The organism is Arthrobacter sp. SDTb3-6 (assembly GCF_013376095.1).
GTDB lineage: Bacteria > Actinomycetota > Actinomycetes > Actinomycetales > Micrococcaceae > Specibacter.
Map to the genome: position 1 here is coordinate 62,502 of NZ_JAAMFN010000007.1, position 25,098 is coordinate 87,599.

Below are 25,098 nucleotides of genomic sequence, written 5' to 3' on the forward strand. Positions count from 1 at the left end.
CCTTTTTGAAAGAGGCTTGCGCCTCCTTGCCGGTTCGGCCTGGAAAATCACCCGCCGCCGCTGCTGCGCCTGCTGAACCTGGTTGCCGACGGCGGGGCCGATGTCGTGTTCATCGCGCCGACGGACACCGCGTCCGTGGCGGCCGCCTGCCCCACCCTGGTTGTTGAGCCGCTGAGCGAGATTCCGCTGTGGCTGGTGACGCCCTTGGAACGGGAGGTGGCCGGCCTGGCGCCGTTGCAGTCGGCCGTTTCGTGCCCACCGGACGGCCAGTTGAAGATCACACTGCGCAGCGAAATCCGATATGTGTTGACGCGCTGTCCTCGGACTGTGCCTGCCTTGCAGCGGGCCGGTAGCGATGGCAGTAATCGGCTGAACAGAGATGGGAACCGCCCTTGACCACGCGGCGGGCGGTTGATTCCCCCGGCGGGGTGGACAGTCGCTTCATGCGTCGCTTCGGGTCCTCCAGGCAACAGCAAGCCTGGGGGCGCAGCGTTTCCCCGACTGCGGCATGGTATGGATTTCCATGGGCCGAAGCCTTGCCGGCGCCCGACAACCTGTCCGCGACTTCCCTGTCCGATCCTTCAGCGAAGAGCGTGGAAGTCCACTCCCATACGTTTCCGATGAGGTCGACCAGGCCCAACCTGTTGGCCGGGAATGACCCGATGGGTGATGTTCCAACCCATCCCTCGGCGCCCGTGTTAAGGTAGGGGAAGCGGCCCTGCCACGTGTTGGCCATCAGCTGCCCGTTGGGGCGTTCTTCCTCTCCCCAGGCATAGGTGGTCGCGGGATGATCGGCACGCATGGCATACTCCAGCTCCACCTCCGTGGGCAGCCTTCGTCCTGACCAGCGGGCGTAGCCGGCCGCGTCCTCGAAGGAAACCTGCACGACAGGGTGGTCCATGCGTTTCGCGATGGAACTGCCCGGTCCTTCCGGACGGTGCCAGCAGGCGCCTGGCACCACTCTCCACCATTGTCGCCAATCGTCGAGCGGGACCGGGCCCGGCGTCGGGGTGAAGACGAGGGCTCCTGGAGTGAGAAGCCGTGGATCCACGCCCGGATAATTCGCAGGCTCAGGTTTCCTCTCGGCTTCCGTGACGTAATCGGTGGCTTCCACGAAGCGGGCGAACTGCGCATTGGTGACCGGGTGGCGCTCCAAATGGAAGGAACCAACACTGCGATGGCGCGACGGAGCTTCCTCCGGATACGCACTGTCCGAACCCATCCGGAAGGAGCCTGCAGGCACGCTGACGAGCTCGGTCAGCTTTGGGTTGGTGGAGTTGGCACCGTGGCTGTTCGTCCCTTCCAGCCACGGAGGGTCGATGTCTATAGGCAATTGGCCACGACCCTGTCGGCATCTTCCATCCAGTCGATCTGGCGCCACCGGCCGCTGGGCGGGTTTGGCTGGTTCCGTTGTTCAGCCCCTGGGGTTGACCGTCCGCGGCGGATGTGGCTTGCCAGGAGCTCCGAGAGTTCGTCGACGATCTCCGGGTGGTCGTCGATGAGGTTGTGCGTCTCCCCGGGGTCCTCGCCCAGATGGTAAAGCTGGGCGGCCCGGTACTCGGTAGGCTTTCCGCCTTGTGCTTCTTCGAACCGCTGGTCCATGCCGTCCCCGGTCGTGACGAATTCCAGCTTCCATTCTTCCCGGCGGATGGCAAAGCCGCCGCCGCCCGAGTGGGAAACCACATCCGTGCGCACCGGAGCGCGATTACCTGTCCATAGCGGGAGGTTGCTGACTGAGTCCTCAGCGGCGGTTTCGGGGAGGGGCACATCGAGGACCTCGGCCACGGTTGCAAAGAGGTCTGAATGGGAAACGATATATGAGCTGACAGAGCCCGCCTCGATGGTTTTTGGCCAGCGCACGATAAAGGGCTCACGGTGCCCGCCTTCCCAAATGTCAGATTTGTGCCCGCGCCATCCATTGGAGGGGTCGTGGCCTTGCGCCTTGAGCGAGGGAAGGTTGGCGACACCGGAAGCACCGTTGTCGGAGGTGACGATGACAATCGTGTCTTCCCGGGCGCCTGCTTCGTCGATGCGTCCGACCAACTGTCCCACATAGTCGTCGAACTGCAGGACGAAATCGCCATAGGGACCATGGCCGCTTCGACCTTGCCATGGCAGGTTGGGGATGATGGGGCCATGTACCAGGTGGCTGGGTACGTAAAGAAACCAGGGGTCTTCCCCGGCGAGAAGGTCGTCCAGAATGGTCAGGGCTTTAGCCTGAAAATCCGGTGCGACTTGGCGGACGTCATAGCCCTCAACCATCGGTCCCTTTTGAATGGCTTGCTGGTGGTTGGCGGTGCGCCGATCAAGTCGCGTGTGGTCCCCACCCAGGACGGACGGGACTCCCAGTGGAAGGCCGTTCTCAAGATAAACATACGGAGGCTGGTCGAGACTGGCCGCCGTGATGAACGAGTAGTCGAAACCGACTTCGCGTGGGCCGAACGTGACGGGCTTTGCATAGTCGATATCAAGGCCCTCCGCGTGGCCCGGGAACCCCGGGTCGAAATTGCCGTTGCGCCCCATGCGGTGCGGCGATTCCTGATGGTCCCCGGCGCCGGGTCCGGAAAGCATCAATTCGTCGCCGCCGGACTTCAGCTGCCAGTCCAGTCCGAGGTGCCACTTTCCAACGACGGCGGTCCGGTAACCCTCCGCACGCAGAAAAAGCGGCAATGTCAGCCGGTCCTTTTCTATGAGCGCCGCAGAATCGCCAGGGAGTACGGACCGTTTCAGCCGAGACCTCCAGTTGTACCGTCCCGTCAAGGCACTGTACCGCGACGGAGTGCACAGGGAACTGGTTGCATGGGAGTCCGTGAACTGCATGCCCTCTGCTGCCAGGCTGTCCATGTGCCGCGTCGTCCAGCCCGCGTCCGGGTTGAAGCAGGACACGTCGCCTTGACCTAGGTCGTCGGCCAAAATGAACAAGATATTGGGACGTCGTGACACTGTTCCTCCTGGATACGTGGGGGTAGTCGATGTGGGCCACTGGTCCCGAGCATTCTGTGCGTCGAGAGACGTGAGCAATGGGCGTTGGCGGCTGCCCCCTGTCCCCATTCACGAGGGAAGAATGATCGGTGGTTCCGCCGGCCTTTTCTGGAGACCTTGACCGCGGGGACCGTAATCACGATGGGAGCGCTGGTTGGCAAAACGGCAATCGTGGCGCCGGCACCCAGCCGACGCCATTCTACGAACGCAGCTGCGAGTTTTGTCAACTGCGGGCCACATGACGGAACCCGATCCTAGAGGTTGCATTCAATCGTAGAGAATTTATTCTGATCATGATAATGTTTTCTTGAAGTTCACGACGGAGAGGATGGGCCATGGCCTGGGGCTTGATTAGAGAGATGGGCCACGTGTCCATCCAGACCGACAACATCGAGGGCTCGATCTTCGACGCCACCCAGCTGTTGGGACTGCGCGTCACGGACCGCACGGCAAACGAGGTCTATTTGGCGGCCAATGCGGTCCACCATGAATTGGTGTACGTGGAGAGTGACGTTAACGGGATTCATTCTCTCGGCCTCATCGCCCAGGACGGCAACGCGCTGCGGGAAATCCGGCGACGCGTTGAGAACGAAAACTTCAAATTTGTGTCCCACACCGCGGTCAGCGCAGGGGTGGAGGACGGCTTTAGCTTCATCGGCCCTGAGGGCTGGATCTTCGAGATCTACACCGGGATGCAGACCGTTGACCCAGTGTTGCTCGGCTTTGGGCCGGACCGCTACGGACACATCAACTTCCATCCGCGCGACGCGCGCGGCATGATGGAATTCCTCCGCCGGATCTTTGACTTCCGGCTTTCGGACATCATTGGCGACGATTTCGCCTACTTCATGCGCTGCAACCCTGACCACCATGGGATCGCGTTGATCCAGGGTCGGGGTGCCTTCCACCATCATGCTTGGCAGGTCCAGTCGATCGCCGAGCTGGCCAAGCTGGGGGACCGGTTGGGCAGGGCGGGGCGCGAACTGATTTGGGGTCCGGTCCGCCATGGCGCCGGCCACAACATCGCCGCGTATTACGTGGAAACCTCGGGAGCCGTAGTGGAACTCTATGCCGATCTTGAGCAGATTTACGACGACGAGCGCGCCCCGGTCATCTGGGGCGAAGACCAAAACTGGTGGAACATGTGGTCAAACCGCCGCACCGACGATTTCCGCACCTACGGAATCCCCTCGGTCACCGAGCTGAAGACTTTTCGCTAGCCAGACACGCGGGCCAGGCCCTTGCCTCCCGCACACTTCATACACTGAAACGACACACAGTTGAAAGGCTTTTCCCCCATGCAATATGCATCCTTTCTTGCCATCGACGGTACCGAGACCTGGGGTCTCATCATCGATGAAACCGCCTACGATCTTGGACCCACGGGACTTAACCTCGCCCGCACCATGCGCGAGTCGATTGAAAAAGGCGTCTTCGGCACCGACATCGACGTCACCGGAGCGCCCGCCCGCCCCGAGACCGAAGTTACTTTCCTGCCGGCAGTGACCAACCCCGGCAAGATCATCTGCATCGGCGTGAACTACCGTGCTCACCAGGAAGAATCGGGCAAGACCGGTCAGACCGCTCCCACGGTGTTCACCCGCTTTGCCGATTCGCAGATGGGCCACCTGGCGGACGCCGTCAAGCCGGCCAGCACCACCAAATTCGACTATGAAGGCGAAATGGCCTTGGTCATCGGCAAGGAAGCCTGGCACGTTTCGGAAGATGATTCCTGGGACCACATCGCCGGCTACGCGGCGTACAACGACTTCTCGGTCCGCGATTGGCAGAAAGCTGCCAGCCAGTGGATCCCCGGCAAGAACTTCCCGACCACCGGAGGCTTCGGTCCGTACCTGGTTCCGGCGGCCGACCTGGGCGACGTCAACAACCTCACCCTGGAAACCCGCGTTAACGGCGAAACCCGCCAAAAGGCGTCGGTCGCCGACCTGTACTTCACCATCCCGCAGCTGATGGCCTACGTCACCGGCTTCACGAAGCTTAACCCGGGAGACGTCATCGTGACCGGCACCCCCGGCGGCGTGGGCCTTTTCTGGGGCGAGGGCGGCCTGCTCAATGCCGGCGACGTGGTCGAAGTGGAGATCACGGGACTGGGTACCCTGCGCAACTCTGTCGTCGACGAAGTCAACTAGGCGCAGCGAACGTCCGGGTGGAGGAGTACAGCATGGCAGAGCGTATCGATGCCGATGTTCTGGTCATCGGGGCCGGTCCCACCGGCCTGACCGCGGCCAACCTCGTGGCCGATCAGGGGCTGCGAGTGGCGCTGATCGAGAAGCATTGGGGCAGCGGCGACGAACCACGGGCCATCAGCGCCACCGACGAGACGCTGCGCGTGATGAACCAGATCGGCATCATGTCTCGCCTCGCTCCCGAGATGCTCATGGACACGGGTGCCAGATACTACGGGCGCGGGGGCAGAATCCTTGCCGACGTCCGGCCGGGCAACCCGCGGGTCGGACAGCCGGGTAAATCCCAGTTCGACCAGCCCGTCATGGAGGGACTGCTTTTCGAGGCAGCTTCCGAACGTCCTGGAATCGACTTGCATTTCAATACGGAGGCCACCTCGATCACGCAGAATGCCGACGGGGTCACGGTGACAGCGGTGCGCCGCGGCGCACGTTCCCGCGGTGTCTCCGGCGTGCTGGCCGGAGACGTTGGCAACGACCACACGCCTGCGCTCGATGCTGCCGACACCGAGCTCGTCGTCAATGCTGCCTGGGTCATTGGCTGCGACGGCGGACGCAGCTTCACCCGCCGCGAGCTGGGCATAGGCCTCAGTGGTTCCACCCAAGTGGAGAAGTGGATTGTCATCGATCTCCTGGATGTACCCGGTGAACCTGAGCCCTTTGCCTCCTTCCACTGCAACGGAACCCGGCCCACCGTCGTCGTGCCCGGGGTGCGCGGCCGCCGCCGCTACGAATTTATGCTCTTTGAGGGCGAGGACGAGCAGGAGATGGTTTCCCCTCCTTCGATCGCCAAACTTGTCGCCCCGTACCAGGACATCACCACGGTCACCGTCCGTCGTGCGGCCGTCTATACTGCCCACCAACGCGTTGCCGAGCGCTACCGGGTCGGCCGCGTCCTGCTGGCCGGAGACGCAGCCCACATGATGCCGCCCTTCGCGGGCCAGGGGCTGAACGCCGGCATTCGGGATGCCGCCGGCGCCGCCTGGCGCGTGGCTGCCCACATCAGGGGAGAAGGCACCGATGCGCTCATCGACGACTACGCCTTGGAGCGTCGTCCGCATGCGGTGGAGATGGTCAAGCTCTCCAAGCGCATCGGCTCGGTGGTGATGAACACCAACCCCATGATCACACGGCTGCGCGACGCGTTGGTCGTGGCGACCCGGGCGGTGCCGCCGCTGAATCAGTGGCTTACCCGAATGAAGTTCCTTAAGCAGCCGCACTACGTGGACGGGACGGTGGTTCCGCCCTCAGGGCGGATATCGGCTGCGGCGGCAAGCTTGGTGGGTCGTGCGCTCCCACAGCCGAAGGTGGGCCTTGAGGGTGGGCATGTTCCGCTTGATGAGCTGCTCGACGTTGGCTGGACGGCCATCGAAGTCCACGACGGAGGAACCCTCGTTGTGGAAGGCGGGGAGGGGTGGCGCCAAGAGGCGATGGATTGCGCGGGCGTCTTTGCCGCTGCATGTGGCCTCGTGTTGTTGGTGCGACCGGATCGCTACGTTGCCGCCACGGCCGAAATCGGCCTGCGGGCAGATGTGGTGGCCGCCTTGGCAGGGAAGGTGCCGGGTCTGCGGACGATGCCCAGCGTGCCCTGACACCGAGACCTCGTGAGGTCGCAGTGGCCATGGCGGTTCGAATCCATGGATATGCGGCAGCCCCGGGTTACCCTCCAAGTGAGGTGAACCCGGGGTTGCCGGCTCGCATATGCCGGGGAGGCTAATGCAGCTTCACGGTAACTGACTTGAGGGAGGTATAGGCCTCGATGCCCTCGCGTCCATTTTCATGTCCCCAGCCCGACTGCTTGAATCCACCAAAGGCATGTTCGCGTCCATGCCCGCACCAGTGTTCACGCTGACATTGCCGCCCTGGATGCGCATGGCAAAGGTGAGCGCGCGTGAAATATCGCGGGTGAAGATGAAGGAGTTTAGGCAGTAGTCAGTGTCGTTGGCCCGGCGAAGCACCTCGGCCAGGTCGTCATCGTCCGTGAAGGTGCTCACCGACAAGACGGGCCCGAAGACTTCCTCCCGGACCACGGACATGTCCGCCGTCGTGTTGCGCAGGACCGTGGGAGCGACAAAGGACCCCTCACCCTCGAGGCCGGTTCCGCCGGTGGCCGGCTCGGCCCCTTCGGCGATGCCCGAGGCGACGTGAACGAGTACGCGTTCGCGCTGCTGCTCGGAAATGTGCGGACCCAGATTTGTCGACGTGTCCATGCCAGGGCCTGAGACCATCGGATCGGCGAAAGCGGCGACGCCGGCAATGACTTGTTCTGCCACGTCCTCATGGACGTATAGGCGTGACCCGGTGACACACGCCTGTCCCGCGTTGGCGAAGATGCTCATCGCGGCGCCCGGAATTGCTTTGGCGAGGTCGGCATCCGGGTAAATCACGACCGGAGATTTGCCGCGAAGCTCAAGGCTCAGCCGCTTCAGATTGTCGGCGGCCGAAGCCAGAATCCGCTTGCCTACGGCCGTCGATCCAGTGAACGAGACCTTATCGGCACCGGGGTGGTCTGCCAGGGCCTGTCCGGCCACACGTTCCAGACCCTGCACAACGTGGAGCACGCCACCCGGGAGGCCGACCTCGAGAGCGATCTCGGCCAGACGCACCGCGGTGAGGGAGTGAGCTCTGAGGGCTTGAGCACGACGGTACAGCCGGCCGCCAGGGCCGGTGCTATCTTCGAGATCGGTGAAAGGCACGTTCCACCGCACGATCAACGAGGCCACGCCAAGCGGCTGGCGAAGCGTGTATGCGTGCCATTCGCCGGGAAGGGAAGTGGTGCCCCGCGTCTCGCCGTTGAGCTTGGTGGCCCACCCCGCGTGGTACCGCAGTATCTCGATTCCCTGAGTGAGTTCGAAGTTCCTGGCCACCCCAAATGGCTTCCCGCAGTTTAGGGACTCCAGAGTGGACAACTCGTCGAGGTTGGCTTCCAGTGCATCGGCGTAGTTCGTTCAGGAGGCGCTGGCGGCCTGCCGGGGCCAGTGAAGCCCAGGGGCCGCACTCGAAAGCGGTGCGTGCCGCGGCCACCGCCTCGTTGATTTCCCCGGCGTTTGCGCTGGCCGTGGATGTCAGCCGCCGGCCCGTAGAAGGGTCGGTGACCGGCAACAATTCGCGGCGCCAGCGACGGGCGCGGCCGTTGACGATGAGCGGCAACGTGGAAGCCGCCAGGCGCTTGCGCACCTGGGCTTCCACGGCGTGGGATTCGGCAACGGTAAGGGTCATGGCATTTCCTCGGATCAGGGTCGGTGGGTCATTGCGCCTGTTCGGATGGAGCGGCAAACTCTGCGTTCTGTGAGACTTGCCACATAATCAGACTAAGGATATATTGTGATGAACGGAATGCATTATGTAGTCCGACATCGTGGGAACATCTCCCACTGCCCCACAGATCGACGGGGCACCTACAACTCCCTGGCCCATGTGCCAGGAATCTCGCTGAGGAGAAATTCTGTGGGACACACTCGACGCCAATTTTTTGCACGGGCCGCTTCCGGTCTTGCCATCGCTTCCTTGGCCGTGGCCGGACTTGCCGGCTGCGGCAGCGACACCGGCTCCCCCGCCGCCAACGGCGCCGGCGCGGACAAAGCTGCGACCATCCGCGTGTCCGTGGCAGCCATCCAGTTCGAAACCGCTTACCTCGCCCAGGAAAAGGGCATGTTCAAAAAGCAGGGACTGAACGTGGAAATCGTCAACGGCGCCGATCCGGCGTCACAGCTCGCCCAGGTGGTTTCCGGGGACGTGAACATCGCCACGGGTTCGTGGATCAACGTGGCAACCTCGGTCGCCAAAGGCCTCCCGGTCAGCGTGATTGCCGGCAACGGCGTGGTCGATCCCAAGACTGACAACTCGGGCGTGCTGGTTTCGAAGCGCTCCGGCATCACTTCGCTGAAGGGGTTGGCGGGGAAGACCATCGGGGTCGTCGGCGTGAAGTCCGGGGGTGACATCCCGGTGTTGCAGGCGCTGGAAGGTGCAGGCGTGGATGTGAATGGCGTCAAGGAGGTCGCCATTCCGTACTCCGGCATGCAGGCGGCACTCGAGCAGGGCACCGTGGATGCGGTGGTCCCCGTCGATCAGTTCTACCGTCAAATGCTTGGCGCGGGCTTCGTTTCCATTTCCAACCCGGTGCGGGAATACCAAGCCAACATGCCAGTGACCGTGTGGACCGCCAAGAAGGACTGGCTGGCCTCGAACGGGGCCGAGGCAACGAAATTCGTGGCGGCGATGAAAGAGGCGGTCGCTTACTACAAGGACCCTGCCAACCTTGCCGCGGTCCAAAAGGTTAACGCCGAGGTCAACCAGATCGACGTTGCCAAGGCGCCGAAGGCTTTCGTCCCGGCGGACACCACGATCAACGAAGCGGAAGCGCAGGCCGGCATCGATGCCATGGTGCATTTCGGTTTGCTGAAAAAGTCGATTTCCGTTGACGACGTGCTGTGGTCCGGCGCTCCCCGCCGTGCCTCGGCGAAAGCGCAGTAGCAACCGTCCCTGTGTGCGGTCGGCGTCCCGGATGCACGGGACGCCGGCACCGCACGCTCCCACCCCCCGACTTGAGGTAGAACATGAAAGAGACCACGACGTCCCCGCGCCTGTTGCTGGCGCAACGGGTCGCGGCGATCCTGATCCTGCTGGGCATTTGGTGGCTTGTCATAGCAAGCGGCGCCGTGCCCTCAATGCTCCCGGGCGTTTCCCAGATTCTTGCTGCCATTGGGAAGGCCTTCGTCAGCGCCGCGTTCTGGGGCGCTTTGGGCAAGACGCTTCTGGCAGCACTGTCCGGCTGGGCCATCGCCGCGGTCGTCGGGGTCGTGGCCGGCCTGGTCATCGGATCGATCAACTTCCTTGACCGGTCCACGTCCATCTTGGTGGACTTTGGACGCTCCTTCCCGGTGCTGGCACTGATGCCCGTGGTGATCATGCTCCTGGGGTCCAATGCCCGCATGGAGATCGTCGTGGTGGCGCTCAGCTGCCTCTGGCCGGTGCTGGTGCAGACCGTCTACGGGGCGCGTCGCCAGGAGGCGGCGGTTTCGGACACAGTTGCCGTCTTCCGCATACCGCCGTTGCTACGCTTCCGCAGGGTGTTGCTGCCCTCGGCCCTGCCATTCATCGCCACGGGCGTGCGGATCTCCGCCTCGGTCGCCCTGTTGATTGCCGTCGGTGTCGAGGTCATCAGCCAGGCACCGGGGATTGGACGGCAGATCACGCTGATGCAGCAGGAGCAGCGCTGGGACATGGCCTTCGCCTACCTCTTTTTCACCGGAATGGTCGGCTGGGCCATGGCCGCGGTACTGCAGCGCTTCGAAAACCGTCTCCTGATTTGGAAGAGGCAAGAAAATGACTAGTGCCACCCTGACCGCCGCCCAGCCGCGTGCCGCGCGCAAGGTTCGCCGGGCAGGCGGCCCGAACACCGGGACGAGGATACTGCAGTCGACGTGGCTGGTCTTTGTGGTGTTGGCGGCCTGGTGGGTCTTCTCGGCCCGCAGCACCAACTTCTTCATTCCCTCCCTCGAGCAAATCCTCACCGTGCTGGTCCGGGACCTGGGCAACGGTGTCATTATGGCCGGCGCCCTCTACTCGCTGGCCAACCTCTTCGTGGGACTGTTGGTCGCGGCGGCACTGGGCATTGGCTTCGGGCTGTTGCTGGGCGAGGTGGGGTGGCTGTGCCGCATTGTTGATCCGATCATCCACTTCTTCCGTTCGGTGCCGCAGGCCGCCTTGGTTCCCATGATCATCGGAGTCTTTGGCTTGGGCCAGGGACCGAAGATGGGAACGATCGCGTTCGCTTGCCTGTGGCCGATCCTGCTGAACACGATTGACGGTGTGCTCGGCGTGGAGCCGACAATCCGCAAGTTCTCCAAGGTCTACCGCATCCCGAGGGGTCTGCACTTCCGCAAGGTAGTGCTTCCGGCGGCCCTGCCGCAGATCGTGGCAGGCGTCCGGGTTGCGTTGCCCATCGGCATCACGGTCATGGTGGTCTCCGAAATGTTCGCCTCGACCGAGGGCCTGGGGTTTTACATCCTGAACTCCTCGGCCACTTTTCAGGTGCCTGAGACTTGGGCCGGCGCCTTGCTGGTCGGCGTCGTCGGTTACATCATTTCCATGCTTTTCATCCTGGCCGAGCGCCGGATGCTGCGCTGGTACTACGCCTCCGGCTCGCAGTAGCCGACCGTGACCATTTCCGATCCACACAAAGACCAAGGAGAAGCCATGACTGCCCCCGTACAGGCCGACTCGCAGCTCGCCCAGAGCACCCTGTTGATGAAGGTCCGCGGCATGACCATGAGCTACGGCTCGGGAACCGCTGAAAACAAGATCCTCGAAAACCTCGACCTGGACGTCAACACCGGTGAGTTCATTTCCATCGTCGGTCCCTCCGGCGTCGGCAAGACCACCTTGCTGCGATGCCTCTCCGGATTGCTGCACCCCAAGGCCGGAACCATCGAGGTCGGGGGCGCCATCATCGACGGCCCCCACCCGGACTTGGCTGTGGTCTTTCAGGACTACAGCCGTTCGCTGATGCCGTGGATGACCACCCGCGAGAACGTTGCGTTCCCGTTGCAGGGCAAGGGGATGAACAAGGCCGACCGCATACGCGTGGCCGAGGAGAACCTTGCTGCGGTAGGGCTGGCGGGCCAAGGCGGCAAGTATCCGTGGGAAATGTCCGGCGGCATGCAGCAACGCGTGGCCATCGCCCGTGCGCTGGCCTACAATGCCAAGGTGCTGCTGATGGATGAACCGTTCGCCTCCGTCGATGCACAGACCCGCTTCGACCTCGAGGACCTGGTTATCAAGCTCAAGCAGGAATTCGGCGTGACCATCCTGCTGGTCACCCATGACATCGACGAAGCCCTCTACCTGGCCGACAAAGTCGTGGTTATCGCGGAGAAGCCCGCCACAGTGGTCGACGTGATCGTGACCGGCTTCGGCGAGGAGCGCGACCAGGTCGACACCAAAGCGGACCCTCGCTTTGGTGAGGCCCGCGCGCGGATCCTGCATCGGCTGCGCAAGAACTAGGGCGCGTCAGGAGACGCCGCATGCGTCGCTGGGATGCGCGCGTTCGGCAGCGGTTTCGGCAGTGAGAACGTCAAGGTAGCCGCCCCCGGCACTGCCGAGGTCCTGATCAACGACTGTGTCGAAACCCTGGAGTCCGCGGTTCACGCTGGATCGAATCGAGCCGGGCGCTGAGTTGTCTCGTCCCGTGGGGCGCCGTGGCCGGCGCTGTCTTCACCTCGTTGACGCAGGCCCAGCCGATATCGTCAGCTGGCACGGCAATGGTCCCGGTTCACCGAACCGGGACCATTTTTGTGGGGGACTAGAAACTCGTGATCAGGTTGCGTGCCACGGCGCCTGAGCGCAGCGACTCGTATCCAGCCTCGATGCCGTCCAGCCCTATGTACGAGGACACCAGCTCGTCGAGCGTGAAGCGTCCCTGCAGGTAGAGCCCGGCGTACATGGGGATGTCAATGGCGACGTTGCTGGATCCCATGGTCACCCCGCGAATGTCCTTTTGCTTGCCCATGAGGTCGCCAAATGGTGTCACGTTGATCGTCGCGCCCGGCTGGTGGACTCCGATCAGGTAGGCTGTGCCACCGACTCGAGCATGGCCACGGCCTGTTCGGTGGTCCGCTTCAGACCGATGACCTCGAAGACGTGGGTGACCCCGCCGCCGGTCAGCCGCAGCACCTCCGCCACGGAGTCTGCGTCGGCACCGTCGATGACATCGGTTGCCCCGAACACGGTGGCCAGTTCCAGCTTGGCCCGCTGCAAGTCAACGGCGAGGATTCGCGGGGCGCCCGCCAGCCGTGCACCCTGAATGACGTTCAGGCCAACGCCACCGGCACCGATCACCACGACGGAGTCCCCGGGGCGGAAGCGCGCGGTATTGATCGCGGCTCCAGCCCCCGTCACCACGCCGCAGCCGAGCAGCGCGGCCTTGTCGAAAGGAATCTCGCGGGGGACCGGTACCACGGTGTTCTGATGGACCAGAACCTGTTCGGCAAAGCCGCCGACGCCGATTAACTGGGTGAGTGCCCGACCCTCCAAGCTCAGGCGCGGCGCGTGCCCTGGCGCCCTGGAGGTGTGTGCCGGGAAGCGGCACTGGAAGGGCCGGCCGGCCCGGCAGGAGTTGCACGTTCCGCAGGAATGCACGGGGGACGTCACCACATGGTCTCCCACCGACAGCCCCGTCACCGCGGAACCAAGCGCAGCCACGACGCCGGAGACCTCATGTCCCAACACCGCGGGCATCGGAAAACCCACGTCGTTGCTGGCAACATGCAGGTCCGAATGACACAGGCCGCTGGCCCGGACATCGATCAGGACCTCCTGGGGCGCGGGGTTGTCGATGGAAATCTCGAGTACCTCGAACGCGCAGTCATCGATGCCATCGGAGCGGGCTTCGAGATCGAAGACCTCGAGATCGACGAGCCCCGCGGTGCCGAAGTCATGGTCAGGGTTGAAGCCGCAGGCCTGTGCCATGCCGACATGATCGTGGCCAGCGTGGACCGCGGCCGGCCGTTGCCCATGGTCGTTGGGCACGAGATGGCAGGCGTCGTGGTGAAGCTGGGCCCCGACGCGACTGATTTCGAGATCGGCGACCACGTGGTCGGCAGTGAAATAAGCTTCTGCGGCGCCTGTGAGGAGTGCGTTGCCGGGGCAAGCTACAGGTGCCTGAATCCGGGTGCCGTCATGCGCACCGCGCAGGACCCGTGCCGGCTGAACCGCAATGGGGAGCGCGTCGAGGCCTTTGGCGTCGCGGGTTTTGCACAGTTCACCGTCTTGCACCAAAACAAATTGGTCAGGTCCCCCGCGAGATCCCGTTCGCCCAGGCCGCCGTACTCGGCTGCGCCACTGCGACGGGAGTCGGCGCGGTACTGAACTCGGCCAAGGTGGCACCGGGGCAGAGTGTGGCTGTGGTGGGCCTTGGCGGTATCGGGCTGAACCTGGTGGCGGGGGCGCGGCTGGCAGGGGCGCGAACCATCATCGGGATCGACCTGCAGCCGGAGAAGCTGGAACTGGCCCGCAAGTTCGGCGCCACCCATCTGGTCAATGGCGCCGGGCAGGATGTGGTGGCGCGCGTCGAAGAGATCACCGGACGCGGCGTGCACCATGCGTTCGAGGCCATCGGCCTGGGCGCCACCCAACGGCAGGCCATCGAGGTGACCCGTACAGGCGGCGATGTGCACTTCATCGGCATCCCCCGGGGCAAGCCGCTGGAGCTGAGCGTCATGATGGATTTGTTGGTGAGGCAGCGCTCGCTGCATGGCATCTATATGGGCTCATCCAACATCCGCAAGGATATTCCCTATTATGCGGAGCTGTACCTGCAGGGTCGGTTGAACCTCGATGACCTGATCGCGCAGGAGGTTGGGCTGGAGGGGATCAACGAAGCTTATGAGCGCCAGGAGACCGGCGTGATCGCGCGCAGCATTATTCGTTTCTGACCTGGCCGGGGCGGCAACCCGTAGGCGCTGGGCGGTGCGGTGACCTTCCAAGGATGCCGCGCCGCTACGCCCGCAACATTGCACGGTTCCCTTAAGCTGAAGTTACGTTAGTTGAGACAGGAAGATCCCCGGGTTTCCGGGGATCTTCCAGTCTTTGTGTCTGGGGTGTCTGGCTACTTTCTGTTGTTTTTGGTGGTGTGGTCGTGGATCAGCACGGCGGCTTGGTGCTGGGTGGGTGTGGGGGTGGCGAGGAGTTCGAAGGTACCGTTCTGGCCGGTCCTTGTCATGGTGTTGCGGGTTCTGGTGCCGAGGTGGCGCAGCAGGTCTTGGTAGGACCGGGCTGGGGTGCCGTCGTCCAGTTTTTGGGTGCTGGCCTTACGTGTCGCGGCGCTCGAACGGTGGACGGCGGTGACGGGTTCCTCCGGGACGGGCCGGTCTTCATCGGTGCAGGTCAGCGGTGCCAGGGCGGTGCGGAGGTGCCAGGTCAGGTGGCCGGCGAGCATGCAAAGGAACACGTGGGAGCGGGTGCGTTCCTCGGTGTGGTGGTAGATCGGGCGGATCTGCAGGTCCCTGAATTTGAGGGTCTTGAAAATCTTCTCCACGTTCGCCAATGACTTGTAGACCCGCACGGCCTCGGCGGCATCCATGGTGGTTGTGTCAACGCCGGTGCGGATGATGTAGATCCCGTCCAGCTCCGCCTCCCTCGCGATGGTCTCCGGGTTCCTTTCCCAGGCCAGGGTGGTGTCGGTGATGGTCAGGGTGAAGTGCTTGGCCATGTTGTTCTTCCCCAGGGTTTTGCCGACCCGCAGCCCGGTCTTCCCGGCGTCCTTCAGCCGACCTGCCGTGACGGCTTTTTGGATGGTTTTCAGCCGTTCCTCGGTCACGGTCAGGAGTTCTTCGCGTTTATGTTTGCGCATCGCGGCCAGGGGCGGGTTGTAGCAGGCGATCAGCCGTTCCCCGCGGTAGTCCGGGTGGCTGATCTCGGCCAGGTTCTGCTCATCGAGGAGGGACATTTGCAACGGTCCGTGGTCCTGGGCGAGGGCCTGAATTGCGGTGTTGCGCAAGGCACTCACCCAGCCTAGCGTCGTCTTCTTCAGCGCCGTGATGCGGGCGGAAGTGATCATGCCCCGGTCCCCGACCATGACCATGTCCTCCACTTTCGCAAGGTCCTGGATTTCCTTGGCAATGGCGATGAACGCGGTCGGGTCCGCAGTGTTCCCCGGCACGACGCGCACCGCGACCGGGATCCCGGCCCGGGTGGCGAGCATGCCGTACTCGATCTGTTCCACGCCGCGCTTTTTGTCCCGGGAGTAGCCATGGGCGGCCAGCAGGTTGCGGGTGCCTGTCACCCAGGAGGAGGAGAGGTCGAACAGGGCCAGTTTCCCCGGGTTCACTTCCGGGCGCAGGTACTGCCGGGCCAGGGTCTTTTCAATGGCTCCCTGCCGGTTCCCGAGCCAGTCCATGGCCCCGTAGAGGTCATCCGTGCTGACCGGTCCCAGATCACGGCCCAGGGTCGTGTCCGCGAACCAGGACAAGGTCGCCAGCTTCGAGGACGGGGCACAGATCCGGGCTGCGAGCAGGGCCATGACCAAGTCCCTCTCCCGGCACGCCGGACCCAGCATGGCCTCGAAGCCCAGGCCGCGGGCCATGGCGTAGACGGCCTCAATGTGCCCGTGCGGCAGGGAACGGGTGACCTGCAGCCCGGCGCCGGCTTCGATCATGGTCTTGCCCGCCAACGAGGAGCGCAGCGTCTGAACGGCCGCGTCCGGCAGGGCCGAGAGGTTCGCCATGGTTTCGTGCTTGACCTTCCCGCCTTCCCGGTAGGAGCGGCGCAACAACACGGAACGGTACTGGACCTCAGCGCCGGACTTGTTGACCCGATGCGTCATTTGGACGGCTACGTGCATCGCGGGTGTCACCTTGCTCATACCCAAGTAATACGCGTCTCCGTCATGAAAATGAAGGGATTTTCAACGAATTTAGTGGCTACAAACATTGGCACAAGAACGGCCCTTCCCCGGAATCCAGCAGGAAGCAGGGGAAAGGACCCACGTAACTTCAGCCTAAGGGGACCGTGCAACGTCTTTTGATGGTCTGCAGCCATCGGTGCCTGCCACCACTACCGGGCCCACGATGGCGAAGCACCGAGGCAGATCCGCCCCCGAACAGGAAGGGACCTGCCTCTGTGTTGTTGTGCTCCGCTGCCGGCTACACCGTGCCGCCGTGACGGGTCACGACTTCGCGGGCCAGGGTCTTGCCGAAGGCCGTGTGTGCCGCCAGCGCATCCTGCGCCGCCACAGTGTCGTGTGCGGCCAAAGCCTCCGTCAAGTCCACAACGTGGGTGTGGTCCATCTGGCGGGACCATTCAGCCGGAGTGAGCGCCTGTCGCCACACGGTTCCGACGCCCAAGCGCCGGAACGAGTCGCTGAGCTGCGTCGAACCGGCGACCCCGACCAGGGCGTCGTGGTAGGCAACATTGAGGGCCAGGAAGTCGTCCAGGTCCGCTTCAGATTGCTGGCGCAGGCGTCCCAATTCCGCAGTGATGCGGCGCAGCTCCGCGATGACCTCATTGGAAAGCTTGTCCATGTGCGAGGCGATGATGCCGGACTCGATGATCGCACGTGAATCGTAGGCCGAATCTGTGAATGCCGCGTCGATCGGCGTGGACTGGAACGTGCCCGCTTCGGTGCGGAAGACCAGGTGCTCGCTTTCAAGCTTCACCAGGGCATTGCCCACATGGGCGACCTCGGAGCGGGTGGCCCCGGCGATTTCCTCGATGTCCAGGTCGGTGTCCAATGGGGTCTTGCGCTGCAGGACCCAATTGCGGGTGGCCCGGTAGGCGTTGAGTTCCTTGACAGGCTCCAGGCGTCCCATGGTGCCGCGGTAGTAGGCCAGCGGCTTGCGGTCGTGGGCTTCGGCACTGGTCGCCAGCCCCAGGAACACCGTGTGGGTGCCGCCGGTCGCCGTCTCGTCGACCTTGCACACGATGGTCGCCAGGGCGCCGTCGATCAGTGGAATGCCTTCGGGTGAGATGGTGTGCGGGACGGTGGCGAACTTGTCTTCGCCCTTGCGGCCGAAATGGAAGGCCAGATCGCTTTGGTCCTCTGCCAGGATGTTGATGCCGAAGTAGCCTGCGGTCACCACCCGGTCATGGGTGGAACTGGAACGGTTGAGGCAGGCGAGCATCATCGGCGGTTCCATCGACAGTGAGGAGACCGCGGATGCTGTCGTTCCGTACAGCATGCCATCGACGACGGTGGTGATGACAGTGACGCCCGAGGCGAAGTGGCCCACCACGTTGCGGAAGGTCCCGGCGTCGACGACAGAGGCTTCTGGAGCCGTGTTTTGGGTATTCATCGGTACTTCTCCTTTAGGAGATCAGGGTTGAAAGGGTGGGTTTGGGGTCGAAGGCCCGCAGGAGGCCATCGAGAGAGCCGGCCGTCTCCAGGGTCTGGACCCCGTCGATGACCAAGGCAGCGCGGTCGGCGAGCCCAGGCAGGCCGAAGGCGAGGTTGAGCGTGAACTTCTCCCTCAAGGCCGAACTGCCCAGGGGAGTTGAAACGTGGTCGCCGGCGGGTGTCTCGACACGTACATGCCGGATGCTCCCATCGCGCAACATGGCGGTGGCCTCGGCCGTAAGCCGTTCGCCGTTGTCCAGGGAACCGGTCAGCTCGATGCGCTCGAGCAGTACCGCGAGCCGTGGATCGGCCATGGCCTCCGGGAGCAGGTGCTCAGGGCGCACGGTCCCGTGCAGCAGGGCCGTCGCCGCCGTGAAATGGATCGAGAACAGCCCTGCCACGGCCCGGCGCTCGACCGGGTCGAAGCGGGCGCCCACGAAGCCGTTGAGGGTCCGCGGCGTCACGTGGAGCTGGACCTTGTCGATGTCCTCCACTTTCACGCCCTCCTCCGTCACCAGGCGGATGCAGGCCTCCAGCGAGGGCTGCGCGGCCCGGCAGCAGGACCACGGCTTGATGGTGGTGTCGCCGAAGAAGCGGACGCCGAGTTCCTCGCCGGCCAATCCGGGCTGGGGGTCGGTGCAGTACATGTCAAAGAACCCGTGCCGGCCTTCCAGTGGATCGTTCGGTCCGGTGAGCCCCGCCGCCGCCAGCTGGGCGGAGGCGATGGCGGTGCGCGCGGCAAAGGCGATCGGCAGCTTGAACGCGCTGGCCGCATCGAAGATGTTGGCCACGGTGCCGCCGAGCTGGTTGGCCGCGATTCCCAGCGCGTGCTTGGCGGCGGCCGCGTCGAGCCCCAGCATCCGGGCGGCCATGAGTGTGGCACCGAGGGCGTTGACGGTGCCGGTGTTGTCCTGCCCGGAGTAAACGTCGAACCCGCTGGCCACGGCCAGCCGCGCGGTCACATCGTCGCCCACTGCCAGGGCCGCCAGCAGGTCCCGGCCCGAGGCCCCGGTCAGTTCCGCCAGGGCAAGTGCGACGGGCACGGTGGTGCCGGAGATGTGCGCGGCGGCGCGTTTTCCCCCCGGCCCATCGGCTTCGACGGGCTCGAAGTCGAAGGACCTGGCCAGCACCGCGTTGGCGAAGGCGGCGGAGGCGGCGGGCAGGCGCAGACCGGCGCCGGGAACCGCCGCGTCGTTGCCTTCCCCCCAAGCTGCGGCAACGCGGAGCACGGCCGCCGTGTCGGGCGCGCCGTGGCCGGCGGCCATGGCCCCAAGGGTGTCGAGCAGGCGTGTTTTCACGCGTGAAACGGTCTGCGCGTCCAGGTCGCGGTAGTCGACCGTGAGGGCGTGATCGACCAGGCGGTCAACCAGGGGGAGTGGGCTTTCCATGGTGGCCGACTCTATGCCCGGGTCTCAAGCCCGGCGATGTCCAGGCCGAGATCCTCGGGCTCGGTCACGACGGGCACTATGCCCAGCTCGGCGAACATGGCCTCGAAAGCCCCGCTCTCACCCTTGGCCTGTGCCTTTTTGTGGTCAAGTGCGCGGGCGCGCCCGACGGAACCAAGGTAGAAGCGCTCGTAGAGTTCGATCCGGCTGCCCAGCGCGGAGCCCGCGAAGTCCCAGGCGGTGCGGAAGATCTTGGCGCGCTCCTCGGGAGAAATGCCGCCGGCGCCTGGCAGGTACTTGCGCAGCAGTGGTCCGAGGCGGGGATCCTCGAAGGCCGCCGCCGTCGGGGTGGCCAGCAGGTTGTGTGAGCCCATGGTCTTGATGATGTCGTTGACCCGGGACATCCACAGCGGCATCACGGTGCGCAGGGCCGAGATGTCGTCATGGCAGAAGAAGGCGCCGCCGCCCCAGTCGGAGGCGTTGACTTCGGCGGAGTGGATGACGGAACGGGCGATGCGCAGGTACGAGTAGATCTCACCGAGCATCGAGGCCGTGTCGGGCTTGGAGTCGGTGCCGGTGACCTTGGCCATCTGGGTGCACAGGTCGTAGGCGAACTCGAGTTTCACCGATGCCCGGATGGCGGTCTGCTGCTGCGTGTTTCCGGTGGCGGTGCCGCCGTTGAGTGCGTTGTAGACGTCCAGCTGGCCGTCGATGAACACGCGGTCCCAGGGAACCAGCACGTCATCGAAGATGATGACGGCGTCCTGCTCGTCGAAGCGCGCCGAGAACGGCTTGTCGACGACCTCCTGGTCGACCCCGTAGTGGTCCCGGCAGACGGAGACGACGCCGGCCGTTGCCACGGGAATGGCGAAGGAGAGCGCGTATTCCTCGTACCCCTTCTGGATGGGCACGGCCGGGTAGACGTAGAGCTCGTCGGCGATCGGGCCCAGCGTGGCCAGCATCTTGGCTCCGCGCACGATCAGGCCCTCCTCGGTACGGTCCACGACGCGCAGCGTGAGCTCCTCGTTGATGCCTTGGAGCTCACCCACCGATTTGTCGATGGCGGCGTGCACGATCGTGTGGGTCAGCGCCAGGTCGTTCTTCTGCACATGGCGCCAGTACGCCTCAAGCCGCTCAAAATACACCGGATCGCCGGCACGGTCGAAGATGTCCTTGCGTGATGCATGGCCGGCCAGGACCACGTTTACGTAGTCGGGGGTACGGCCCAGCATCCCGTTGGAGTAGCGGGCCAGCCGGTCAAAGGCGCGGTGGCGGCGGAAGATGTCCGCCGCGTTCCGGGGCCGGAGGAGGGCCACGTTGTGCTCCTCGCCTGTTTCCGGGTCGGTCATGAGGCAGTCTGCCGCGTACTTGTGCTGGTAGTCGAAATAGGCAGCCATGCCCTCGATGGATCCCGCGAAAGTGGGGTGTTCGGTGACGTCGATGCGTTCATTGCCGAGCCAGACCTCGCGGGAGTCCTTCAGGCCCGCCTTGTACTGTGCTCCTGTGCGTGCGCTCACGTGTTTCTCCTTAGGATGTCTGCCCGCCCCGGTGAGGCGAGAATATATTCTGTCTACAAGTTTATATAGCTGGCGCCGATTGCGCAATGACCGGAGCGGCTGTTTTTGGCTGGATCCTCCCAAGGTGACCGTGGATCCCAGGGAGAAGAAAATATTCTTAGCCAAGAAATGCGTAACTGTTGCCAAAGCATGTGACGTCCGTCATTATGTACTCAGTCACATTTTTTGTCGTCTACGGAAGTGCTTCAGTGTCACGAAAAAAAATCTCCCCCGCCTTGGATGCGCCTGCATCCGAAACCTTGAACACCAAAGACCTGCGCCGGGTGCTCGGTTCAAGCCTTCTCGGCAGCATCATCGAGTACTACGACTTCATTCTTTATGCGACCGCTGCCGCGCTCATCTTTGACAAGGTCTTCTTCGGGAACCTGACACCGGGACTTGCACTGTTCGCTTCCTTTGGCACCCTGGCTGTCGGGTATGTGGCCCGCCCGCTGGGCGGCCTCATTTTCGGCCACTTCGGCGATTCAGTGAGCCGCAAGAAGATGCTCGTCCTGTCCATGATGATGATGGGCTTTGCAACAATCGCCATCGGCCTTCTGCCTTCGACCTCGACCATCGGGGTGGCGGCCCCCGTCATCCTCGTGCTGGTGCGCCTTGTCCAGGGCATTGCCGTCGGCGGCGAATGGGGCGGCGCGACCCTCATGGCACTCGAGCACGCGCCCGCGTCGAAGCGCGGATTCGCGGCGTCATTTGCCAACGCCGGCGGCCCGGCCGGGGGACTGCTGGCCACGTTCGTCGTCTCCGGTGTCTCCGCCGTCACCGGCGACCAGTTCCTGGTGTGGGGCTGGCGCATTCCTTTCCTGTTTTCCGCCGTGCTGATAGCAGTGGGCTTGGTGATTCGACTCAAGGTTGCGGAGTCGCCGGTGTTCAAGGAATTGGATTCCCAGGCCCAGGGCGTGCAGAAGCGCCGTCGCGCGCCTATCCTGCGCGTACTGCGGGACCATCCGCGCATCGTCGCGATCACGTTGGTGGCCACACTTGGCTTTTACACCTGCCAGGGCGTCCTGACCTCGTGGGGCGTGTCGGTGGCCGTCGGCGAAGGAGTCGACCGTTCCGCGGTGCTGAACATCAAGGGCCTGGCCGCGGTCTTCACGATCGTCGTCTGCTTCTGGGCCGCGCGGCTTTCGGACCGCATCGGGCGCCGCGCGGTGCTGACGTTGGGCGGCGTCCTTGGTGTCCTCTGGGTGTTCCCGGCGCTCTACCTTATGCATGACGGGACCGCCTGGGGATTCATGCTTGCGGTGGTCGTGGGCAACGGCGTGGTCCAAGGCATCTTGGCCGGACCGATCGGGGCCTATATATCCGAGCTGTTCCCGGCGGACGTCCGCTACACCGGCGCGTCGCTGTCCTACCAGGGAGCCGCCACGCTGGGCGCCGGGTTTACGCCGATGATTGCCACAGCGCTCACCCTGATCGGCGGCTTCGCCTGGGTTGGTGTTTTCTGGGTAGCCATCCTCGTATTTGGCCTCATTGCCGTCCGCGTGGGACCGGAGGGTGCTCACTCGAAGCTGGCCGGCGCGCCGCTGAAGGACAAGCAGCTGCAGTCCCGCTAGGCATGCCTATTCCCGCACCGAGGACATGAGTCAAGGGGTCGATGCCGCAGGCATCGACCCCTTGACGATCCATCCGTGCTGTCCGTCAGTTCGATTGACTTTATTCAGCGGAAATTTCTGTATTTACGAACTTGTCGTCTCTTGCGACGATTGAAGCAACGCCACACATCCGAACCCCGTCCCACTGCGCTGCAGCTGTGGACGCCCGCGAAAGGAACAGCCGCAATGGCACCGAAGAACCCCAAGCACATGGTCTTGACGACGTTTATGTTGCCCGCCGGTTATCACAAGGATTCTTGGCGCATGGAGGGCAGCCGCTCCGAGGAACTCGCCAACCTGGACTTTGTCTACGACCTGACGAAGATGGCCGAGGATGCGAAGCTTGACGCAATCTTCTTCGGAGACATCGTCCACGCCAACACGGTAATGCGCGGCGATATAAAGATGAATGGTTTCTACGAGCCGATGACCGTTCTCTCAGCCCTGGCCGCCCGCACCAAGAACATCGGTTTGATCGGGACCGTGTCCACCTCCTTCTCGGAGCCCTACAACGTCGCCCGCCAGATGGCCGGCCTGGATCATATGTCTGGCGGCCGCGCCGGCTGGAACATTGTCACCTCCTCGGACGGCTTTCAGAACTTCGGCATCACCGAAGCACCCGACCCGGCGACCCGCTACCGCCGTGCCACCGAATTCGTCGACGTGGTGCAGAAGCTCTGGGACTCCTGGGAGGACGATGCGGTGACGAATAACAAGGAAACCGGCTGGTACGTCGACGCCGCCAAGATTCATCCGATCAACCACCGTGGCGAGTTCTTCAGCGTCGAGGGCGCCATCAACATGCCGCGTTCACCGCAAGGCCGCCCGGTGCTGGTGCAGGCCGGCTCCTCGGGACCCGGCATGGAGCTCGGTTCCTCGGTCGCAGATGGCATCTACACCGCGCAGCCCATGAAGGAGCCGTCCGTGGAGTTCTACGCCAAATTCAAGGCCATGGCTGAGGCGAAGGGGCGCCGTGCCCGTGACGTGCAGATCATTCCCGGCATCCTGCCGATCCTGGGCGACACGCAGGCCGAGGCGGACGAGCTCGCGGAGCATCTCGCAAACCACATTCATCTGGACAATGGGCGTGTCCAGGTGGGTGCGGATCTGAAAATGGACCTGTCCTCGCTGGCCTTCAACGAGTCGATCCCGGCCGAGTGGTTCTCGGACGACCCGGCGCTCGGCTCGCGCTACCAGATCTACCGCCGCAAGTCGGTTGACCAGGGCATGAGCCTGCGCGAATTGATCGTGGATCTGGCCCGCTCGACCGGCCACCAATGGATGGCCGGTACCCCGGCCGCCGTGGCTGACCGGATGATCGACTGGTTTGATTCCAAGGCCTGCGACGGGTTCAACCTGAACTCGCCCTTCAACCCTGGCGGCTTCAAGCTGATCTGCGACAAGCTTGTGCCTGAACTGACGGAACGCGGCTACTTCCGATCCGAGTACGAGGGAAGCACGTTGCGCGACAACCTCGGTTTGTCCCGCCCCTCTTCGATCCGCACCAACGTTCTGGCCTAGGCGGACGGCCCGGCATGGTCGAAAAGCTCGCTGGCCACCTCTATCCAAGCCTGGGCGCGCGCACTCAGTCTCGTACTGCGCGGCCAGGCCACGGAGACGGGAACCGCTTCGGCGGGGCCCTGCCGGGGAAGAACCAGACGCTTGAGCACCACGCGCAATTCCTGATAGGGCGCCTCGAGCGCCGGCTGCTGGAACAGCACCGCCGTCCCGCGGCCCGAGCCAACCAGCGAGCGCACCGTCGCGTAGCTCCTGGAGCGGTGGCGGACCAGCGGGACGATCCCGGCCTGCTCGTAGAGGCCCAGGATCCGGCGGGAAACCGGTTCGGCGTCGAAAAGTATCAGCGGCTCTTCGGCAATGTCGGAAAGTGTGATCGATTCCCGCGTGGCGAACCGGTGGCTGGAGGCGACGAGCACGTACGGTTCGGCGGCGGTGACCGGGGCACTGCGCAGTGCCGGGGAGATCTCGGCGCCGTAGAGGAAGGCCACGTCGATCGACCCGTCGAGGAGGGCCTGCTGCATCTCATCGTGGTAGCCCTCGACGAAGTCGACTTCCACCTCCGGGCATTGTTCGGCGAAGGCGGAGAGCATTGTGGGAATTATCGTGGGTCCCAGCGTCATGAAACATCCGACAGTCAACGGGCCGCGCAGCGAGACGCGGGCGCCGCGTCCCAGGGACTCGAGCTCGTCGGCCAGTTCCAGCAGCGTCCGGGCCTGATGGAGCACGGTCTTGCCGGTGGCGGTCAGCGTCAAGCCCTTCGCGCGGCGCTTAATGGCCAAATCGGAGCCGACGATCCTTTCGAGCTCCGCAATCGACATGGAGATCGCCGAGGGGGCCATGTGCAGCCGGCGGGCCGCCTCGGCCATGCTTCCGGTTTCGGCGGCCACCACAAAATGCCAGAGCTGGCGCAGGGTCAGCTGTGGATGGGACTCAAGATTCATATTTATCAATCTAATTGATGCCAAACGTAATCCAGTACATAAACACTGACTGAAACCGTCAGGGCCG

Annotated in this window: 24 protein-coding genes; 11 read left to right on the forward strand and 13 right to left on the reverse strand. The window is 64.0% G+C overall.

Annotation, left to right across the window (positions count from 1 at the left end; genetic code table 11):
• Window positions 1-47 precede the first annotated feature (47 nt).
• From G6035_RS05445 to G6035_RS05455, 3 genes are all read right to left on the reverse strand, one after another.
• Window positions 48-281, reverse strand: a complete 234-nt coding sequence (locus tag G6035_RS05445; RefSeq protein ID WP_176616059.1) for a hypothetical protein — start codon at window positions 279-281, stop codon at window positions 48-50.
• Window positions 278-1,222: a formylglycine-generating enzyme family protein gene (locus G6035_RS05450; protein WP_176616118.1), complete on the reverse strand. Its 945-nt coding sequence runs from the start codon at window positions 1,220-1,222 to the stop codon at window positions 278-280. Before G6035_RS05450 ends, G6035_RS05445 begins: the two co-directional genes overlap by 4 nt.
• 101 nt (window positions 1,223-1,323) lie before the next feature.
• Window positions 1,324-2,943 carry an arylsulfatase gene (locus tag G6035_RS05455; RefSeq protein ID WP_176616060.1) on the reverse strand — a complete coding sequence of 540 codons (1,620 nt, stop codon included), beginning with the start codon at window positions 2,941-2,943 and terminating at the stop codon, window positions 1,324-1,326.
• Between the two features lie 374 nt (window positions 2,944-3,317).
• On the opposite strand from G6035_RS05455, the gene G6035_RS05460 reads away from it, so the two are divergent.
• The 3 genes from G6035_RS05460 (at window position 3,318) to G6035_RS05470 (ending at window position 6,778) form a co-directional block, all read left to right on the forward strand.
• Window positions 3,318-4,202: a VOC family protein gene (locus G6035_RS05460; protein WP_176616061.1), complete on the forward strand. Its 885-nt coding sequence runs from the start codon at window positions 3,318-3,320 to the stop codon at window positions 4,200-4,202.
• Window positions 4,203-4,280: 78 nt separating this feature from the next.
• Window positions 4,281-5,132 (forward strand): fumarylacetoacetate hydrolase family protein, encoded by an 852-nt coding sequence (locus G6035_RS05465; protein ID WP_176616062.1) that lies wholly within the window; start codon window positions 4,281-4,283, stop codon window positions 5,130-5,132.
• Between the two features lie 32 nt (window positions 5,133-5,164).
• The gene (locus tag G6035_RS05470) at window positions 5,165-6,778 is read left to right on the forward strand and encodes an FAD-dependent monooxygenase (RefSeq protein ID WP_176616063.1); all 1,614 of its coding nucleotides are present in this window, start codon (window positions 5,165-5,167) and stop codon (window positions 6,776-6,778) included.
• A gap of 121 nt (window positions 6,779-6,899) precedes the next feature.
• Here the strand turns inward: G6035_RS05470 and G6035_RS20510 are convergent, their stop codons facing one another.
• From G6035_RS20510 to G6035_RS20520, 3 genes are all read right to left on the reverse strand, one after another.
• Window positions 6,900-7,115 (reverse strand): aldehyde dehydrogenase family protein, encoded by a 216-nt coding sequence (locus G6035_RS20510; protein ID WP_176616119.1) that lies wholly within the window; start codon window positions 7,113-7,115, stop codon window positions 6,900-6,902.
• 532 nt (window positions 7,116-7,647) lie between these two features.
• Complete coding sequence (locus G6035_RS20515) at window positions 7,648-7,869, reverse strand: aldehyde dehydrogenase family protein (protein ID WP_176616120.1); 222 nt, start codon at window positions 7,867-7,869, stop codon at window positions 7,648-7,650.
• The gene (locus G6035_RS20520; RefSeq protein WP_176616064.1) at window positions 7,857-8,405 is read right to left on the reverse strand and encodes an aldehyde dehydrogenase family protein; all 549 of its coding nucleotides are present in this window, start codon (window positions 8,403-8,405) and stop codon (window positions 7,857-7,859) included. Before G6035_RS20520 ends, G6035_RS20515 begins: the two co-directional genes overlap by 13 nt.
• 294 nt (window positions 8,406-8,699) lie before the next feature.
• Between G6035_RS20520 and G6035_RS05490 the strand changes: the two genes are divergently transcribed.
• The 4 genes from G6035_RS05490 to G6035_RS05505 all read left to right on the forward strand — a co-directional run bounded on the left by G6035_RS05490 (window position 8,700) and on the right by G6035_RS05505 (window position 12,191).
• Window positions 8,700-9,659: an ABC transporter substrate-binding protein gene (locus tag G6035_RS05490; RefSeq protein WP_371130870.1), complete on the forward strand. Its 960-nt coding sequence runs from the start codon at window positions 8,700-8,702 to the stop codon at window positions 9,657-9,659.
• 83 nt (window positions 9,660-9,742) lie between these two features.
• Window positions 9,743-10,519 carry an ABC transporter permease gene (locus G6035_RS05495; protein WP_176616066.1) on the forward strand — a complete coding sequence of 259 codons (777 nt, stop codon included), beginning with the start codon at window positions 9,743-9,745 and terminating at the stop codon, window positions 10,517-10,519.
• Entirely contained in the window at window positions 10,512-11,339 is an 828-nt protein-coding gene (locus G6035_RS05500) for an ABC transporter permease (protein WP_176616067.1), read from the forward strand. Before G6035_RS05495 ends, G6035_RS05500 begins: the two co-directional genes overlap by 8 nt.
• A gap of 45 nt (window positions 11,340-11,384) precedes the next feature.
• On the forward strand, window positions 11,385-12,191 hold the full coding sequence (locus G6035_RS05505; RefSeq protein ID WP_176616068.1) for an ABC transporter ATP-binding protein: 807 nt from the start codon (window positions 11,385-11,387) through the stop codon (window positions 12,189-12,191).
• Between the two features lie 298 nt (window positions 12,192-12,489).
• Here G6035_RS05505 and G6035_RS19950 read toward each other — a convergent pair whose 3' ends face one another.
• Together G6035_RS19950 and G6035_RS05510 are read right to left on the reverse strand one after the other, a co-directional pair.
• On the reverse strand, window positions 12,490-12,696 hold the full coding sequence (locus G6035_RS19950) for a hypothetical protein (protein ID WP_256127754.1): 207 nt from the start codon (window positions 12,694-12,696) through the stop codon (window positions 12,490-12,492).
• A 53-nt stretch (window positions 12,697-12,749) separates the two neighbouring features.
• Window positions 12,750-13,655, reverse strand: a complete 906-nt coding sequence (locus G6035_RS05510; protein ID WP_256127755.1) for an alcohol dehydrogenase catalytic domain-containing protein — start codon at window positions 13,653-13,655, stop codon at window positions 12,750-12,752.
• 6 nt (window positions 13,656-13,661) lie between these two features.
• On the opposite strand from G6035_RS05510, the gene G6035_RS19955 reads away from it, so the two are divergent.
• Both G6035_RS19955 and G6035_RS19960 read left to right on the forward strand, forming a co-directional pair.
• Window positions 13,662-14,054, forward strand: coding sequence for an alcohol dehydrogenase catalytic domain-containing protein (locus G6035_RS19955; protein WP_256127756.1), 393 nt, complete (start codon window positions 13,662-13,664; stop codon window positions 14,052-14,054).
• 35 nt (window positions 14,055-14,089) lie between these two features.
• Window positions 14,090-14,620, forward strand: coding sequence for a zinc-binding dehydrogenase (locus G6035_RS19960; protein WP_371130862.1), 531 nt, complete (start codon window positions 14,090-14,092; stop codon window positions 14,618-14,620).
• A gap of 173 nt (window positions 14,621-14,793) precedes the next feature.
• Here G6035_RS19960 and G6035_RS05520 read toward each other — a convergent pair whose 3' ends face one another.
• The 4 genes from G6035_RS05520 to G6035_RS05535 form a co-directional block, all read right to left on the reverse strand.
• A complete protein-coding gene (locus G6035_RS05520) occupies window positions 14,794-16,548 on the reverse strand; it encodes an IS1634 family transposase (protein ID WP_176616069.1) in 1,755 nt (584 codons plus the stop codon).
• Between the two features lie 280 nt (window positions 16,549-16,828).
• Entirely contained in the window at window positions 16,829-17,977 is a 1,149-nt protein-coding gene (locus G6035_RS05525) for a flavin reductase (protein ID WP_176616070.1), read from the reverse strand.
• Between the two features lie 13 nt (window positions 17,978-17,990).
• Entirely contained in the window at window positions 17,991-19,406 is a 1,416-nt protein-coding gene (locus G6035_RS05530; RefSeq protein WP_176616071.1) for an MmgE/PrpD family protein, read from the reverse strand.
• Window positions 19,407-19,417: 11 nt separating this feature from the next.
• On the reverse strand, window positions 19,418-20,920 hold the full coding sequence (locus tag G6035_RS05535; RefSeq protein ID WP_176616072.1) for a 4-hydroxyphenylacetate 3-hydroxylase N-terminal domain-containing protein: 1,503 nt from the start codon (window positions 20,918-20,920) through the stop codon (window positions 19,418-19,420).
• Between the two features lie 248 nt (window positions 20,921-21,168).
• Here G6035_RS05535 and G6035_RS05540 point away from each other — a divergent pair, with 248 nt between their 5' ends.
• Both G6035_RS05540 and G6035_RS05545 read left to right on the forward strand, forming a co-directional pair.
• Entirely contained in the window at window positions 21,169-22,533 is a 1,365-nt protein-coding gene (locus tag G6035_RS05540; RefSeq protein WP_371130863.1) for an MFS transporter, read from the forward strand.
• A gap of 225 nt (window positions 22,534-22,758) precedes the next feature.
• Window positions 22,759-24,093 carry an LLM class flavin-dependent oxidoreductase gene (locus tag G6035_RS05545; RefSeq protein ID WP_176616074.1) on the forward strand — a complete coding sequence of 445 codons (1,335 nt, stop codon included), beginning with the start codon at window positions 22,759-22,761 and terminating at the stop codon, window positions 24,091-24,093.
• Here G6035_RS05545 and G6035_RS05550 read toward each other — a convergent pair.
• Window positions 24,090-25,031 (reverse strand): LysR family transcriptional regulator, encoded by a 942-nt coding sequence (locus G6035_RS05550; protein ID WP_176616075.1) that lies wholly within the window; start codon window positions 25,029-25,031, stop codon window positions 24,090-24,092. The genes G6035_RS05545 and G6035_RS05550 overlap by 4 nt on opposite strands.
• Window positions 25,032-25,098: the final 67 nt, after the last annotated feature.